The sequence below is a fragment of the Neobacillus cucumis genome (genome assembly GCF_016908975.1).
Taxonomy (GTDB): domain Bacteria; phylum Bacillota; class Bacilli; order Bacillales; family Cytobacillaceae; genus Neobacillus; species Neobacillus cucumis.
In genome coordinates, this window is sequence record NZ_JAFBEX010000034.1 from 26,448 (window position 1) to 43,870 (window position 17,423).

General features: G+C 36.3%; 15 protein-coding genes and 2 riboswitches. Of the genes, 5 read left to right on the plus strand and 10 right to left on the minus strand.

What is annotated here, in order from left to right:
- Positions 1-60: 60 nt before the first annotated feature.
- A complete protein-coding gene (gene xerS / locus JOC76_RS26960; protein ID WP_205181893.1) occupies positions 61-1,149 on the minus strand; it encodes a tyrosine recombinase XerS in 1,089 nt (362 codons plus the stop codon).
- 397 nt (positions 1,150-1,546) lie between these two features.
- On the minus strand, positions 1,547-1,828 hold the full coding sequence (locus JOC76_RS26965) for a hypothetical protein (RefSeq protein ID WP_205181894.1): 282 nt from the start codon (positions 1,826-1,828) through the stop codon (positions 1,547-1,549).
- A 251-nt stretch (positions 1,829-2,079) separates the two neighbouring features.
- On the opposite strand from JOC76_RS26965, the gene JOC76_RS26970 reads away from it, so the two are divergent.
- From JOC76_RS26970 to JOC76_RS26980, 3 genes are read left to right on the plus strand one after another with little or no spacing between them, the layout of a single operon-like run.
- Positions 2,080-3,360: an ArsB/NhaD family transporter gene (locus JOC76_RS26970; protein ID WP_205181895.1), complete on the plus strand. Its 1,281-nt coding sequence runs from the start codon at positions 2,080-2,082 to the stop codon at positions 3,358-3,360.
- Positions 3,361-3,374: 14 nt separating this feature from the next.
- Positions 3,375-4,727, plus strand: a complete 1,353-nt coding sequence (locus tag JOC76_RS26975) for a TrkH family potassium uptake protein (protein ID WP_205181896.1) — start codon at positions 3,375-3,377, stop codon at positions 4,725-4,727.
- A 27-nt stretch (positions 4,728-4,754) separates the two neighbouring features.
- Entirely contained in the window at positions 4,755-5,408 is a 654-nt protein-coding gene (locus JOC76_RS26980; RefSeq protein ID WP_205181897.1) for a potassium channel family protein, read from the plus strand.
- Positions 5,409-5,487: 79 nt separating this feature from the next.
- Here the strand turns inward: JOC76_RS26980 and JOC76_RS26985 are convergent, their stop codons facing one another.
- The 8 genes from JOC76_RS26985 to JOC76_RS27020 form a co-directional block, all read right to left on the minus strand.
- Positions 5,488-5,892 carry a hypothetical protein gene (locus JOC76_RS26985; protein WP_205181898.1) on the minus strand — a complete coding sequence of 135 codons (405 nt, stop codon included), beginning with the start codon at positions 5,890-5,892 and terminating at the stop codon, positions 5,488-5,490.
- 205 nt (positions 5,893-6,097) lie between these two features.
- Positions 6,098-6,236, minus strand: a riboswitch (cyclic di-AMP (ydaO/yuaA leader).
- A 413-nt stretch (positions 6,237-6,649) separates the two neighbouring features.
- Positions 6,650-8,995: a universal stress protein gene (locus JOC76_RS26990; protein WP_205181899.1), complete on the minus strand. Its 2,346-nt coding sequence runs from the start codon at positions 8,993-8,995 to the stop codon at positions 6,650-6,652.
- Between the two features lie 126 nt (positions 8,996-9,121).
- The gene (kdpC, locus tag JOC76_RS26995; RefSeq protein ID WP_205181900.1) at positions 9,122-9,682 is read right to left on the minus strand and encodes a potassium-transporting ATPase subunit KdpC; all 561 of its coding nucleotides are present in this window, start codon (positions 9,680-9,682) and stop codon (positions 9,122-9,124) included.
- A gap of 24 nt (positions 9,683-9,706) precedes the next feature.
- Positions 9,707-11,746, minus strand: coding sequence for a potassium-transporting ATPase subunit KdpB (kdpB, locus tag JOC76_RS27000; protein ID WP_205181901.1), 2,040 nt, complete (start codon positions 11,744-11,746; stop codon positions 9,707-9,709).
- Between the two features lie 32 nt (positions 11,747-11,778).
- Positions 11,779-13,452 carry a potassium-transporting ATPase subunit KdpA gene (gene kdpA / locus JOC76_RS27005; RefSeq protein WP_205181907.1) on the minus strand — a complete coding sequence of 558 codons (1,674 nt, stop codon included), beginning with the start codon at positions 13,450-13,452 and terminating at the stop codon, positions 11,779-11,781.
- A gap of 29 nt (positions 13,453-13,481) precedes the next feature.
- Positions 13,482-13,559, minus strand: a complete 78-nt coding sequence (gene kdpF / locus JOC76_RS30990) for a K(+)-transporting ATPase subunit F (RefSeq protein ID WP_372442018.1) — start codon at positions 13,557-13,559, stop codon at positions 13,482-13,484.
- A 291-nt stretch (positions 13,560-13,850) separates the two neighbouring features.
- On the minus strand, positions 13,851-13,988 hold the full coding sequence (locus tag JOC76_RS27015; protein ID WP_205181903.1) for a hypothetical protein: 138 nt from the start codon (positions 13,986-13,988) through the stop codon (positions 13,851-13,853).
- Between the two features lie 28 nt (positions 13,989-14,016).
- Positions 14,017-14,160, minus strand: a riboswitch (cyclic di-AMP (ydaO/yuaA leader).
- 105 nt (positions 14,161-14,265) lie between these two features.
- Complete coding sequence (locus tag JOC76_RS27020; RefSeq protein ID WP_205181904.1) at positions 14,266-14,673, minus strand: Na-translocating system protein MpsC family protein; 408 nt, start codon at positions 14,671-14,673, stop codon at positions 14,266-14,268.
- A gap of 165 nt (positions 14,674-14,838) precedes the next feature.
- On the opposite strand from JOC76_RS27020, the gene JOC76_RS27025 reads away from it, so the two are divergent.
- Positions 14,839-16,320, plus strand: coding sequence for an ATP-binding protein (locus JOC76_RS27025; protein WP_205181905.1), 1,482 nt, complete (start codon positions 14,839-14,841; stop codon positions 16,318-16,320).
- Positions 16,310-17,014, plus strand: a complete 705-nt coding sequence (locus JOC76_RS27030; RefSeq protein WP_205181906.1) for a response regulator — start codon at positions 16,310-16,312, stop codon at positions 17,012-17,014. The genes JOC76_RS27025 and JOC76_RS27030 overlap by 11 nt, the downstream gene beginning before the upstream one ends.
- Positions 17,015-17,423: the final 409 nt, after the last annotated feature.

Genomic DNA, 17,423 nt, shown 5'->3' on the forward strand with positions numbered 1-17,423 from the left:
AATATTATGTAAACTAGATAAAAGAAAAAAACCGCCAGTAGAGTGACAGTTTTCTAATCGTTAGTCGATTTGTTCTTTCGGCATATCCATTTTATCGACAGCTATTTTTAAATCATCATTCTTGATATGAGTATAAATCATCGTTGTTTGAATCGAAGAATGACCTAATTGACGTCTTAATTTGGGTACATCATTAATTTCCGCGTGGTATCTAGTAGCAAACGAATGACGCAGCTTATGGACCGATAATGCTGGTTTACCAAATGCTGTTGCATATTTTTCAATCAGTTTTTCTACGGATCTTGCTGTTAGCTGTCTCGATTTACCTTTAGGACCAATCGGGGCTGAAATAAACAATGCCTTGTTGTTTTTTTCAATTTTATATTTGGCAGCCCTAACAGCAAGGTATTCTTGAAGATCCGCCATGGCCACTTGGCTAAAGTAAACGAATTGTTCTTTATTTCCTTTACGTATTACTCTGACACAGTATTTACTGAAATCAATATCATCCAATTCGATCCCGATTAACTCCGATAAACGCAGTCCAGATCCTAAAATTAACGAAACGATGGCTGTATCACGTTCTTTATTTAACTGGTAAAAGTTATAAAGCTTTTTATTTTCTTTGTTTAATTCACCGTAATCATTGGCCACAAACAAACGAAACTTTTCGTATTCATCGCCAAGGAGGATTTTGCCTTCCATTTTATTCGCTTTGGTTTCCATACTGTCTTTGACTTCATTAAATTCGATTTTAGCCATTACATTACGGTTAAGATAAGGCTTTAACTCAGGTGTTTCAGCGATGTTTTGCAGGTAATTAAACAAAGACTTTAACGCTGATAGTTTACGATTGACCGTCAATTCCTTGTTTTCTAATTGATAATGCAGATAGTTCAGGAAGCTTTCAACCTCTAAAACGGTCATTTGTTCGAGACGTTCTAACGGGATATCCTTTACAGAACCTTGGTATAGCTGCTCAGCGATAATCCAATTGAAAAAGATTTTGTAGTCGTGACAGTAATTAAATAAGGATGCAGTCGAAAGTTTCCGCAGCTTGTGATTGATGTATTCTTCAACATACCAAGGGAGTTCGTTAATCAAGGTTTGTAATTTCTTAAAATTAGTTTGTTTATCCTGATTTACCATAATAACACCTCACTTCTATATTTTACTAATAACACATAATTACGTCAAATTTATATTTTACGTAATTATAAAGAAAAGAAGATAACCCCCTTTTCGCCCATGAAATCATCACTATAGTCCAGCGACAAGAATCTCCCTACTTAAAGATTGTATTCATTTGACAGTTCAATATAATTCAACACATTCGGCAAAAGAAGCTGATGTGTTACACGTGCCCCCATATCCCTTTCTGGCTTTTCTTTTAAGCAATTCCATATTTTCTCTCCCTAAAAAATTTATTACCAAATCAATGCCTATGTATCAAAAAAACCACTGAAACATGGTTTTTCGATTGACTCTAAGATTTAGTATTACTCTTATAATCATTCACCAGTTAAAATGTTTATGAATTAAGAAGTCATTCATCTAATCTAACAAGTCTGTCTGTTATTTGGTTATGCTCTCGTTCCGCTACCTCATAAGAGATAACATCCTCTTTTATCAATTTTTCAACGGCCTCGTGTTGTGCGTATAATGCATGTCTTTGTAATACAGATTGTTGTTTTTCTTTTAAATCGGGATACTTCTTAAAAAGCTGCTCCATTTTCTTCTGCAAGCTTGATAACTCTTGATCATAGTATGGTTGATTGATTTTTTCTGCAATGAATGCAACTTCACAGGCCCCTCCAATTTCATTCAATATTTATATATCGTTAATAACTTAACAATTTTATAATAAAATTGCTCTAGTTTTAATCCTTCTTCAATTTTACTCCCCATTAGCTCTATAAAAAAATATCTGTAGCAGCAACCATTTGTTCAACTCTTACCTCCGTTATTTAAAGTGAAATTTTAACAAACTTTTCTGTTACTTTTTATCTTTTTTATGGATTCAATGTTTTTAGAAATTTTGTACAGACTAATATTAAATAAAACTGAGGTGTATAGATGATGGGTTCCCAACAAATTATTGTTTTAGTTATTTTTTTAATCACCTACGGAGTCATAATTTCTGAAAAAATTCATCGAACTACTGTTGCTATGTTTGGTGGATTATTAATCGTTGCTTTTGGTATTCTTGACCAGAATGAAGCGGTTCACCATATCGATTTTAATACGATCGGACTATTGGTTGGAATGATGATTATTGTTAGTATCACCGCCCAAACCGGAGTCTTTGAATATATTGCCGTTTGGTCAGCCCAAAAAGTGCAAGGAGAGCCAATAAGAATTCTGATTGCTTTATGCTTGTTCACCGCAATCGCTTCTGCCTTTCTTGATAATGTGACAACCGTTCTCCTCGTGGTGCCGGTAACTTTAAGTATTACCAAACAATTGAAGGTTCCTCCGATCCCTATTTTGTTGTCGGAGATTTTTGCCTCTAATATTGGTGGTACAGCCACTATGATTGGAGATCCACCTAATATTATGATCGGCAGTGCAGTAAAGGAATTAACCTTTATGTCATTTATTTATAACCTGGCTCTTATAAATTTCATCATTTTAATAATAACAATCCTTCTATTTACACTGATCTATAAAAAACAGTTACATACAACACCAGAATTAAAAAAACATCTATTATGCAAAAGTTGCATAGAAGAAATAAAGGATAAAAAATTATTAGTTAAATGCCTTATTGTCATCATACTTACCATTGGCGGTTTTTTTGCCCATCAATTTATAAATATCGAAACGGCGACCCTTGCCTTAATAGGAGCATTTATCTTACTATTGATAACAAGGGATAAATTTTTGCATGCTGCTTTAGAAAAGATAGAATGGACAACCTTGTTCTTTTTTATTGGATTATTTGTTATTGTTGGCGGTTTAGAGGCTACTGGTTTAATCGAGGCATTAGCCAAGAAAGCTATATCATGGACAGGAGGAGAATTAAAATCAACTACCTTTCTAGTTTTATGGATGAGTGCCATTATTTCAGCATTTGTAGACAATATTCCTTTTGTTGCTACGATGATTCCATTAATTAAAGAAATGGGACATTTAGGAATTTCCAATTTAGACCCCCTCTGGTGGAGCCTTTCCCTCGGTGCTTGTTTAGGAGGGAACGGTACATTGGTTGGTGCAAGTGCGAATTTAGTTGTCGCTGGTATAGCAGCCAAGGAAGGACATCATATTTCTTTCGTAAAGTTTTTAGCGATAGGATTTCCCTTAATGATTGTATCAATCATCATTTCATCTGTTTATGTTTATATCAGGTATTTGATGTAATGGTAAGATAAAAAATGTTTGGAGGTAACACTTTGAGGAAAAAAATCACCTTAGACCCTCCTAAAATTCTTGTTTTAGGATTTGCTACCATCATTCTTTTAGGGGCAATTTTGTTGACGACGCCTATTGCAACATTGGATGGAAAGGGACTTTCCTTTCTGGCTGCCCTGTTTACAGCTACTTCAGCTACTTGTGTAACAGGACTTGTTGTAGTGGACACCGGAACTACCTTTACAATGTTTGGGCAACTGGTGATCCTGTCCTTGATTCAAGTTGGCGGTCTAGGATTTATGACGTTTTCTACGTTATTTGCCTTCCTTTTAGGAAAGAAAATATCCTTAAAAGAAAGGATTTTACTGCAAGAATCATTAAATAATCTTTCTATGGAAGGGATTGTTCGATTAGCCAAGCGCATTTTAATATTCACAGCAATAATTGAATTGTCAGGGGCTGTGTTATTAGCTATTCGATTTTCTTTTGATATGCCTATCAAAAGAGCAATTTATTATGGAATTTTTCATTCCATTTCAGCTTTTAACAATGCTGGCTTCGATTTAATGGGTGAATTTAGCAGTTTAACTCGTTATGTAGAAGATCCAATCGTTTCATTAACTATTTGTGCTTTAATCACCCTTGGCGGGATTGGCTTTATCGTTATGAATGAATTATTTGAATTTCGAAAAGTAAAACGTTTATCGCTACATACCAAAATTGTTTTGATGACTAGCTTGATATTGGTAGTAGGTGGAGCTATTTTAACTTTTTTATTAGAGCTTTCTAATGAAAAAACATTAAAACCGTTATCTTTTTCAGGAAAAGTTCTTGCTTCTATATTTCAATCTGTAACCAATCGAACGGCAGGATTTAATACATTAAATATTTCCGATTTAACCCATTCCACTCTTCTGTTGACTATTTTTCTCATGTTTATTGGAGCATCACCCGGTTCAACTGGAGGTGGGATTAAAACTACTACGTTTACGACTTTACTTGGTGCCGTATGGTCTCAAATACGGGGAAAAGAGGATGTTATTTTTTACCGTCAAAGAGTCGTTTATGAAACGATCTATAAAGCTCTTACCGTAACGATTAGTGCGCTATTTCTGGTTATGATTATTACGATGCTATTGACCGTAACAGAACAAGGTAAAGATTTCCTAATGATTTTATTTGAAGCCACTTCTGCATTTGGTACCGTTGGGCTATCTATGGGGTTGACTCCCGAATTATCACCTATTGGCAGATGCTTAATCATTTTCACCATGTTTGCTGGAAGGGTTGGTCCATTGACCATTGCCTTTGCGGTAACTATACGCAGAAATCCAGATGCGTTCCGTTACCCTAAAGGAAAAATCATGATTGGATAGTTTATATAATAAGGAGGTTTTTGCAACTTGGCAAAACAATTTGCAGTAATTGGTCTAGGTAGATTTGGGTTGAGTATTGCTAATAAGTTATACGATTCAGGACAAGAAGTGCTTGGAGTCGATGTGAATGAAGAGCGGGTAGAGGAGTCAACATCTTTTGTCACTCATTCCATTATTGCTGATGCTACTGATGAAGAAGCTTTAAAGTCTGTTGGCATCCGTAATTTTGATACAGTCATCGTCGCTATTGGAAATGATATCCAGTCAAGCATATTAAGCGTTTTACTCCTAAAAGAATCAGGTGTAAAGAAAGTAATTGCTAAAGCTATCAATAAATTACATGGACAAGTGTTGAAAAAGGTTGGAGCAGATTGGGTTGTATTTCCAGAAAGAGATATGGGAATACGAGTTGCTCACCAGCTTCTCTCACCAAATGTATTAAATTTCATTGAGTTATCAAAGGATTATAGCGTGGAAGAAGTAAGAATTCCTGATTCGATGACAGAAAAGTCTCTAAGGAAACTTGATTTGAGAGCGAAGTTTAACATTAGTGTTATCGCCATCCGTCATAAAGATGAAATTAGTATCTCACCTTCCCCTGATAAGATTATCGAACAGGGTGATATCCTTGTAGTAATTGGGGAAAATGAAGATTTGGTTAAATTCGCCAATATAAAATAAAGAAACACCTGTTCGTGGTGTTTCTTTATTTTATAGTAAGCATTTTTTGAAGGTGCCTTATTTCTAGCTTTGACTATTGTTAGATACTTTTTTCGACATCATCCAAAAACGTTATTATTTTTTCATTATTGATAATTATAGGGAGGTATTGGATAATACTTTTAGAATTTTCTAATACAATCCTGATCATTAATTTATATTGTGATGAGTTTATATAATTTTTAATACTTTCCGGTAAATAAAAGGAAAATGGAATGGATACTGATTTACTAGGTAAATTAGAATAATCGAATAAGACTGTATGACTATTTATGGTTTCTTCTTTTAGAGAGTTTTTATCTGTTCCAATTAAATCAATGTCGTATCTTTTTACTTTATTTTTTAAAATACCACCCTTGACGTCGATGGTGCCATTTATGTTATTTCCAACTTCATATATTTGTTTGTCAAGATTTATTATTGCTTTTGCTGAAACAATATTCATTTTAAGCATATAATTTTCAACATCCCTATCATTTTTACAAATTTGTGATAATAGATTCTACTTTTTGAAAATACAACTACTTTTCTTAAATAATCTAGTTTCATAGATTTGTTTTTTTAAAAGAGGCATAAAAAAAGACCAAATATATTATTCAAGTTGCCCTTTTGTATAAAACAAAAAAGCCCACTGAAACAGGTGGTCTATAGACCTCCTTCGCTTAAGCCGACGAAGTTAGCTGACGGGTAGGATAGCGAAAGAGTGACATCCTTTCTACAAACAGTAGAATTAACCCCAATAATTGGTTCCTCCGTTCCCGAAATTTCGGGATTAGACCACAATATTAATTTGTTTCTCCAATATGAGGATATTTTATCTCTATTCAAAAATGCTGTAAAGCACAAAATTTTTCATGTTTTTTGTATTCTGCCGATTTTAAATTAAACTTAGCTTTTCCCCATCTTTCTTATTTTTAATTTGGATTTTATAACTACTTTTGTAAGGATTCCAAAAAACCAACACACTCGTCATACTGTTTAAAATTTAACCGAGGATTTTAGATACATGTTTTCTTGCACTTGGCATATTTTTAAATTAATATTATGTTCTGCATTAATGAATTTTTTTATATCGTTTTCGGTTTCGCAAACAGAAACATGTTCAATCCAAACACTATAACGTTTCTTTTGTAAACATGTAAGGATACAAGGGAAATTGATGGTTCTTTAAACTTATTACAGCAAGAATAAATTAAGGTTAATTATCCCCTATTGTTTTGTTGGTCTGCTACAACTAATACATCCATATGCCGTACTTTCCTTAACAATCGTTGAGTTACGGATCCCTTTATGATTTCCTCCCAACGGGTACGTGCTGACTGCCCAATGATAACCTGGGTTGCATTTTTCTCTTTCATTTGCTTGACCAATTCCCAAAAGATATGTCGCCGATTTCCCGTTTCATATTGTTCAAATATCCCTCCAAGCCGTTCGGTCAGTAGCTGAATTTTATTTAATGTTTCCTGCTCCTTATCGGTTAAAGGATGATGGTCTTTCACATAAGCCACATACCAGAGAGCCTTTAATCGGTAAGCGATCCGGAATCCTCTGCGAATAAGCCTTTCACTGTCATTTCGTAAATTTGTACATACAAAAATCACTTCTTCTTTTCGCCATGGTCCTCTTAATGTCCGTTTTCTCTCCCACGCTTCAAGCCGTTCATCCACATCATCAGCCACTTCTCGTAAAGCTAATTCTCGAAGGGCAATAAGATTTCCCATTTTAAAGAAGTTGTTTAATGCTTGCTCCACTTTTGCAGGGGCATAAATTCTACCTTCCTTCATCCGATTCCTTAGCGCTTTTGGAGAGATATCGACCAATTCAACTTCATCAGCCTTTCGCAGGATATGATCGGGTACAGTTTCCCTAACTCTCACGCCTGTTATTTGTTCCACACTATCATTAAGGCTTTCTAAATGTTGAATATTCATTGTTGAAATGACCGAGATGCCTGCATTTAAGATCACCTCCACATCTTCGTATCTTTTGCAGTAATTATTTCCAGGCACATTTGTATGGGCTAACTCATCGACTAAAACAACTTCTGGATTACGTTTAATAATTGCATCAGTATCCATTTCCTCAAGTGCAGTTCCTTTATATAAAAGCTTTTTTCGAGGAATGATTTCTAAAGTACCAACTTGTTCAAATGTCTCTTTCCGCCCATGGGTTTCGAGGAATCCAATGACAATATCGATTCCTTTTTTCTTCAGTTCGTTGGCTTCCCGGAGCATCGTATACGTTTTCCCCACTCCAGGTGCTGCCCCAATATATACTTTTAATGTTCCCCGGTTAATTTGATTAATCTTGTTTTCCAGTTCTCCGAGAGTGAGACGCCGATAGGGATTATCTTTATCTTTTTTCCTTTGTTTGGTTGGAATAACACGTTCTCCATCCTTTTCTGCTCTATCGGCAACAATAAAAACATCGATATTTTTGGTTTTCCGCAGAATCCTGTTAATAATGGAGCCGTAAACAATTTCCTCCCACCGTGTTCGTTTCGATTGTCCCATAACAATCCGAGTTACATTGTGTTTCGTTGCATATCGAACAATTTGATCCGCTACCGAATCAGACACCATTTGAACTTCCTCAAATTCGCCGTCAACTTTCTCTACCAGTTTTATAATTGCACGCCTAAAGGTTAATTCATTTTTCGATAATTTTTTATTAGACGGCTGAAAGCAAACAACGAGCAATTCTCCACCTAATCTTTTGGCAATCTGCTGCCCGCGCCTAACCAAAATAGATCCATTCCAATGGTATTGAACGGTAACTAATATTGTTTCAGATGCTCCTGAAGGACCAATCATTCCATGCTTTTCTCGATAGTCATCAAGGTCATCATTTACTTCTCCTGCTAAATAGCGCAGTGCGAGTTCACGAAGGACTGCCAGATTTCCCCTATGAAAAAGGTTATCTCTTGATCGTTCTTGATCGATGGAAGACTCGATTGAACCTTCCCGAAGCCTTTGAAGGATCACTTCCGGAGTTACATCCAATAACTCTACTTCATCGGCGAAGGCAAGTGTATTTTCGGGAACACTGCACTGGACCTGCACTTTTCCACCTGTTAATTTATTTGCAATTCCCTTTACGTCTTCAAGCTCAAATATATTAACGGTCGTTATAATACTAATTTTCATGTTTAAAAGATAATTGATATCGTCTAATCGAGTAGGTCTTGGAGCATCCGGGCGATTATGATGTGCTAGATTATCCACTAAAACTACTTCTGGATTTCGGGTAATGATGGCTTCAACATCCAAATCACATTTTTCTTGACCATGCTCCATCCAATGTATGGAAGGAATAATTTCTAATTCACCAATCTGTTCAATGATTTTAGGACGATTTAAGGTACTAACACTCCCAATTACTACATCAATGCCTCGTTTTTTTAAACTATTGCCTTCGAGCAACATGTGAAATGTCTTTCCAGAACCAGGTACAGCACCAAGGATAATCTTCAAATGTCCTCTTCGGATTTTTTGAATCGATTCCAGAATTTCCTCTGGTGTTTTTCGACGGAACCTTTCATCACTCATGTCATCCCCTTCTCTCATTTAGATGTGCTAAAAACGAGTTCTACTCTATCAACTATTGTTTTTATATGATGCCAGATTCAGGTACATGAAACCGTTCATTCTCCTTTCGCACATAGCACCCTCCGCTTATTTTATTTGCTCTAATGCCATGTTTAACTCTAGAACATTCACACGGGGTTCTCCAAAAATCCCTAAAGAACGTCCCTTTGTATGTTCATTGATTAGGGTTAGGATTCTATCCTCTGAAACTCCCCTTGTCTTTGTGATTCTTGGCACTTGAGATTTCGCTGCTTCCGGAGATAAATCTGGGTCAAAACCGGAACCGGAAGTCGTCACTAAATCATCAGGAATCGTATCACCAATATTCGGATTTTCCTTTCTTATTTGCTCGATTTTATCACTCACTGTTTTCACGTATGCATTTGAGGCAACCGCTGCGTTCGTAGCAGCGGAAGCAGTTGGATCATATTTTGCTGCCGAAGCTCTCGGATGAAACCATTGGGGGCCGTTAAACCCTTGAGCCAAAAGCTCTGAACCTTGAATTTTTCCGTTTTGAGTGACAAGACTTCCTTCCGCTTGTTTCGGAAATAGTACCTGTGCAAATCCTGTCGTAACTAATGGATATATTAATCCACATAATATCATCAGAAATACTGATGTCCGTATTGCAGTCATAATTGTTCTCATAACAATCTCCTCCAAATCAGCTAATTAAGCTAGGTGTAAAGCCGCTACAATCATATCAATGATTTTTATTCCGATAAAAGGAACAAGCACTCCGCCAAATCCGTAAATTAGTAGGTTTCGAGAAAGGAGTTTATTCGCAGTAATTGGCTTATATTTTGCTCCCTTCATTGCAATCGGAATGAGAAGTGGAATAATGATCGCATTAAAAATCAAAGCAGAAAGTATCGCTGATTTGGGTGATGTCAATCCCATAATATTTAGAGATTGCAATTGTGGAATCACCGTCATAAACAGCGACGGAATGATGGCAAAATATTTAGCAATATCATTTGAAATTGAGAAGGTTGTTAATGCCCCGCGTGTAATCAGTAATTGTTTTCCGATGGCAATAACAGATAATAGCTTAGTAGGATCAGAATCCAAATCGATCATATTTGCAGCTTCTTTAGCAGACATAGTCCCTGAATTCATGGCAAGCCCGACATCTGCCTGTGCTAAAGCTGGAGCATCGTTGGTCCCGTCACCTGTCATCGCAACTAATTTTCCTTCAGCTTGTTCCTTTTTAATAGCCGCAATCTTATCTTCCGGTTTTGCTTCTGCAATAAATTCATCGACACCTGCTTCTTTTGCTATGGTTGCAGCGGTTAAGGGATTGTCCCCTGTACACATAACTGTTTTGATTCCCATAGCTCTTAGTTCAGCAAACCGTTCTTTTAAACCAGGCTTAACCGTATCTTTTAAATAAATGACACCGTATATCTTATTATTGATTGCAACAGCTAAAGGGGTACCTCCTGCCTTTGAAATGGCATTTGCCTTCTCGTCAAGGTCTGCAGGAACGATTCCATTATTCGCCGTTACATAATTTTTAATTGCATCTACTGCACCTTTTCTTATTTCCATCCCATCTTTTAAAGTTAGACCTGACATTCTTGTTTCTGCTGTAAATTCAATGATCTCTGCACCTTCGTATTCTTGTTCTGCCCAAGTGACACCCAACTTCCGGGCTAATTCTACCACTGACCGACCTTCAGGTGTTTCATCCTTTACCGATGCTCTTAAAGAAGCAAGAGTAACTTCTTGTTCGGAAACATTGGTTACTGGAACAAACTCACTAGCCATTCTGTTGCCAAAGGTAATGGTCCCTGTTTTATCCAAAATCATCGTATCAATATCACCGGCAGCTTCCACCGCTTTTCCAGACATCGCTAAAACATTATATTGTGTTACCCGGTTCATCCCAGCTATTCCAATGGCTGAAAGCAGTCCACCAATGGTAGTTGGAATTAAACAAACAAGCAATGCAATCAGAGTTGCCACATCTAACGGAACTCTTAAGTAATCCGCAATTGGCACCAATGTCATAATGACAAATATGAAGATTAAGGTTAATACAGCCAAAAGAGTCGTTAAAGCAATTTCATTTGGCGTTTTTTGGCGTGATGCACCTTCTACTAATGAAATCATCCGGTCAAGGAACGATTCACCTGGGTCGGTTAGGATTTTTACGATGATATAATCCGAAACAACTCGCGTTCCTCCAGTAACAGATGAAAAGTCCCCTCCTGCCTCCTTAATGACTGGAGCAGATTCGCCGGTAATGGCGGACTCATCGATTGAAGCCAATCCTTCAATAATCTCCCCGTCAGAAGGAATCATATCACCCGTATCAACACGAACAATATCGCCTTTTCGTAATGACGTAGATGGAAGTTCTTTGTAAGAACCATCTTTTTGTCTTACCATCGCCATTGTCTCAGATTTTGTTTTCCTAAGGGTATCTGCCTGAGCTTTGCCACGTCCTTCAGCTAAAGCCTCAGCAAAATTCGCAAAAAGGAGTGTAAATAGTAGGATTAAAAATACTGCCACATTATACCCTCGTCCGACCGTACTTACCCCAAAAATATCTGGTTTGATCGATAGAATCATGGTTATGAGTGTCCCGACCTCAACAACAAACATAACGGGATTCTTTATCATCACAATCGGGTTTAACTTTTTAAATGAATCAAAAATGGCTTGAAAGACCAAATCTTTTGAAATTCTTGCATTTTGAACTGCCATAAAAAATCCCCCTTTAAAAATTCCGTTCCCTTTTAATGGAACATACCAAGATGTTCTGCGATTGGACCTAATGCGAGTGCTGGGAAGAATGTTAATGCACCAACTACCAGGATAATGACCACTAAAATACCAGTGAATAACGGTGTATCGGTACGAAATGTTCCTGTTGTGGCAGCCACCATTCTTTTCGTCGCCAAAGATCCTGCAATTCCTAACATTGCAATAATGGAAATATACCGTCCTAACAAAATGACAACTCCGATTGCGATATTATAAAAGTTAGTATTGGCTGTAAGTCCTGCGAAAGCGGAGCCATTGTTGGCTGCTCCCGATGTAAAGGCGTATAAAACCTCTGAAACGCCATGATATCCTGAGTTTAGAATCGAGGAAATAGCTGTAGGTGACATCAGGGCAATTGCTGTTGGAACCAGAATAAGTACCGGGTGTGTGAGCAATGCAATGGATGCCAGCTTTACTTCTTTCGATTCTATTTTCTTCCCTAAAAATTCAGGTGTACGACCAACCATCAAGCCACATATAAATACGGTTAAAATGACATAAAGCAATCCATTTAACAATCCGACTCCTTTTCCGCCAAACACGTTATTCAACATCATTTCTCCAAGTGGAACCATACCTCCAATCGGTGTTAAAGAGTCATGCATATTATTCACAGATCCAGTGGTAGCAGCTGTCGTTACAGCCGTGAATAATGATGATTCACCTATACCGAAGCGAACTTCTTTTCCTTCCATATTCCCATGAACACCAAGTGCATTTAATGCCGGTGTCCCACTATATTCGGCTACAAATACAACTGAAAGAAACACAAAAAACATAATTCCCATTGCAGCAAAAACAGACCAACCTTGACGTTTGTTTTTAATCATGGCACCAAAGGCATATACCAAAGCTGTCGGAAGGAGCATCATACAGAGAATTTCGATCAGGTTTGATAAAGGCGTTGGGTTTTCATATGGATGTGCCGAGTTGGTTCCAAAAAAACCTCCACCATTTGTACCAATATGTTTAATAGATTCTAGCGAAGCAACCGGACCTCTGGTAATCGTTTGTTTTACGCCTTCTAATGTTGTGGCATGTGCCGCACCATACAATGTTTCAGGTATACCTTGAAATACCAAGAATAACGCAACAATAAATGATAATGGTAAAAATACGCGTGTAATGGAACGTACCAAATCCGTGTAAAAGTTGCCAAGGTTATTCTCTCGTGCGACTAACCCACGAATAAAGGCTATCGCTACAGCAAATCCTGTTGCAGCCGAAGTAAACATTGGGAAGGTAATAGCAATCATTTGTGATAAATACGAAAGTGAACTCTCTCCGCTATATGCTTGCCAGTTGGTATTTGTAATAAATGATGCCGCCGTATTAAAAGCTAAAGCAGGAGGCATACTATCAATTTTATCTGGGTTAAGTGGCAAATATTTTTGTAGCCTGAAAACAATATACATTAAAATCATCATGACAAAATTCGTGAGAAGCATGGCAAAAACATACTTCTTCCAGCCCATCGGCTCTTTTTCTTTTACACCAATTAAACGGTAAAAAAATCTCTCACCTGGTCCAAAAACTCGGTCTAAAGATGTTGTTTCATAATTGAAAACTTTCACTAGATAGTCACCCATTGGCTTTACCAATAAGCCTACGATAATTAACGTAATCACTACCTGTATTAACCCCATTGTCATTTTCTATTTCCTCCAATTAATCACTAAAATTTTTCAGGTTTAATTAAGACGTATGACAGGTAAATAATTAAAGCTATTCCGATAATCCCCGGTATGAGCATATTCGTTTCCTCCCTAAGCTTTTTCGCTGAACAAAGTAAATCCCCAAAAAAGGGCAAAAGCTAAAACAAATAGTGCGATAGTAACAAAATCATTATTCATTTTCCTACCCCCGTTCCATTACCCAAACTATATTGCGTTTTTCACTGAGTTCCGACGAAGCATTGGCAAAAAAATAGACCAATGCACACTCGTTCCCCAGTTAATCAACTACAGCGCTATCCAAATAGAAATATCCAAAAAGATATTCTATTAAGCTATTTTGCTGTATTGATCAATTAATGGAGAAAAAGTTAACATTGGTCTACATAACGCCCAGCAAGCCTATTCGCTCCCTTTGCGTTCTGTCTTCCATATTCCTTTTCCTTAAAATAGGCATAATAAAAAGACCTACTATATATAATCAAGCTGCTTTCTTGCTGAATAAACAAAAAAGCCCCCTGAATAAGGCGGTCTTGTGACCTCCCTCGCTTTAGCCGACGAAGTTAGCTGACGGGTAGGATGGCGAAAGAGTATCTCATCCTTTCTACAAAAGTAGAATTAACCCCAGAAAAATTGGTTCCTCCGTTCCTGAGTTTCCTCAGGATTAAGCCGATATATGGAATTTTTGTTACAAGGTGATTATAAGCCTGTGTATATACCATTGTAAATAACTTTTTTTGCTAACTATCATCAAAATTAATTGTTTTCAAAACAAATGTAATCTTTTCATGTTATTTCTAACTCATTATCGTTTTTTTGATATTTTCCAATAAGCATACAGCGATCTAAATCCTTTTCCATAATAAAAACCTCAATTCGTTCCCCCGTTTTTGTACTAATATCACTATGACTGGATATTACTTTGTACCCCGTACATTGTTCTACGATCCCTTCAAAGTTTTCACTATACATTTCTCGGAGTAGTTGACGCATCTTTTTCACCAATTTTCGTCCTTGATCATTGGCAACAAGATGTTTTTCTTCACAGGTTAGAACACCTTTAAATCGCACAATGACCATATCCCCTACGATGTAGGCTTTTGCTTCTTGCGGACCTCTTCCAATTAACTCTCTTTGAAGCTTTATAAAAGCTTCACTCAAATCGGCTTCCACCTTCTTTTTTTTGATTTCCATTACTACTTGTGCCCCCCATTTCAAATAAATCTATATGTATTTTAAGATCTTTTAAATAAGAAATACAGTTAAGATGTTGTTAATTTTTTTGTTAAACGAATTTATTTTATCTTTTTAATATAATATTATTAGAAAAATAGTATCAAATCATGAAGGATGATTTTAATGAAGCAAATCAAACATATAACATGGAACAGCGGTGTGATGGTCATAACTATGATGTTAATTACTTTCCTATCGTTATTCTTTAAGTATATTGGATTAACTGAAACCAATATAATCATTACTTTCATATTAGGTGTTTTGGTGGTTTCAAAATTTACAGATGGTTATTTGTATGGAATAATTGCATCAATAATTGGGGTATTGAATTTTAATTTCTTTTTTACAGTGCCTTATTACTCACTCGCTGCTTATAGACCGGACTATCCCGTAACATTTGCAATTATGTTGATTGCAGCGATTATCACAAGTACATTAACAGCAAAGGTGAAAAAAGAGGCAAGTTTATTATCATTTCGTGAAAAACAAACACAAATTCTTTATCAAATCAGTAAAAATTTACTCCAAGCAACAGATTTAGACCAAATTTTAGAAATAGGTGCGACAAAGATTTTTGAGTTCATCAATCATTCTGTTTTTATTTATGTGTTAAAATCATCGAATGGATTGAGTGAACCTTGCATCTTAAAAATAGATGAGAATGAACAAATGTTTTTTAATTGCGATGAAATAAGAAAAACAATCCAAACAAATAAATCTTTTGAAACAAAGAATGTAATCTATTTTCCGATTAAAGGACTTGACGAGAGTCTCGGAGTAATTGGGATTAACTGCTTGAATTCTTCTTTAACCATAGAGCAAAAAAGTTTTGTCGAATCCATTTCAATGCAACTTGCGCTTGCAATGGAACGTGAAAAAATTTCGAAGAAACAACAGAAAGCCCAAGTTGAAATGGAAAGAGAAAAACTTCGAGGAAATCTTCTTCGTGCAGTATCACATGATTTGCGTACACCTTTAACAGGAATTTTAGGATCTACAACTACTTTACTCGAACACGGAGAAACACTTGAAAAAGATGTGACGAGACAATTATTAGTTGATATTTTTGAAGATTCAAAATGGCTTATCCATTCTGTCGAAAACATATTAAGCATTACTCGGATGGATGATGGTAAAGTTTCAATTAATAAAAATATTGAATTAGTGGAAGAAGTCGTTAGTGAGGCAATCTTAAGAATTAAAAAACTTGACACTCAACATGAAATAAAAATAACTATCCCAGACGAACCTATTATGATTCCAATGGATGGAATATTAATTAAACAAGTATTGATAAACTTGCTTGATAACGCAATTAAATATACGCCTAACGATTCCACTATTGAAGTGAAAATCTTTCTTAAAGATGATTTTGTTTATTTCGAAGTAATTGATAATGGAAATGGCATACCCGATGAAAATCTGCCTTTGATTTTCAACCGATTTTTCACTACTTCTTCAACCCGTGGCATCGGGTTAGGTCTTGCCATCTGTAAATCTATTATTAACGCTCACGGTGGAGTAATTTCTGCTTTTAATAATGAAAATGGTGGAGCAACCTTTCGATTTAAATTACCAGTAAAGGATGATATAGATGGAGAATAAGCCAACAATTCTTGTGGTTGAAGATGACAAATCGATTAGAAATTTTATTTGTGTTTCATTAAATGCAAATGGTTATAAATACATAGAAACAGATTCGGGCAAGAACGCTATCTCATTAGCGGCATCCCATCGTCCAGAAATCATTATTTTGGATTTAGGGCTTCCAGATATTGAAGGGATTGATGTGATTACCGAACTAAGAAAATTAACAAAAGCCCCTATCGTTGTTGTATCGGCGCGAGGACAAGAAAAAGAAAAAGTTCGAGCTTTGGATTCTGGTGCAGATGATTATTTAACAAAACCTTTTAGTTTGCCGGAACTGCTCGCACGACTGAGGGTGGCTTTGCGTCATTTAATTCCTACAAGTATATCTAATCAACAGGAATTGAGTTCAATGTTTACTGTCGGAGAATTGAAAATTGATTATGAAAAACGTCATGTTTTTTTATCTAGAGATGAAATTCATTTAACGCCTTTAGAATATAAATTATTAGTCTTGATGGCAAAACATGCAGGAAGGGTATTAACACATAAATTCATTCTAAGAGAGATTTGGGGTGATACAAATGGGAGTGATACATTGTCACTCCGAGTCTTTATGGCAAACATGCGAAGAAAAATTGAAAAAGAACCAGCTCAACCTAGATATTTGTTAACTGAAGTCGGAGTAGGTTACCGGCTAGCGGATGAATAATAACATGAGACACGCTAGGAATTTTGTTAGCGAACAGGAGAGAAATGGTCCTGTTTTTCGCTTATTGTGTTAACCTGCCAGTTACTTTAAGTAGATTGCTTCACAAACTTTTTATCAAAGCTTTAGGTAGAAGTTGGATGGGGTCTTTTACCTGGATCTGCAAAGTGAAACGCCAACAATGATGCTTAAACCGACCAGACCGGGAATTAATTCAGCAAGCCCTTTCGTCGTTCTTAGCCGACATTTACAAACTTTATATGATATATCTTTTTTAAAAAATAAATTTCTAAAGAGAATAGAGTAGGCGCATGAAATATTCATGCGCCTCTCACAGATCCGTACATGCGGGTCATCGCATACGGCTCCTCCATGCTTATCCCCGTTGGGGATGTAGTTCGTTATAAATGTC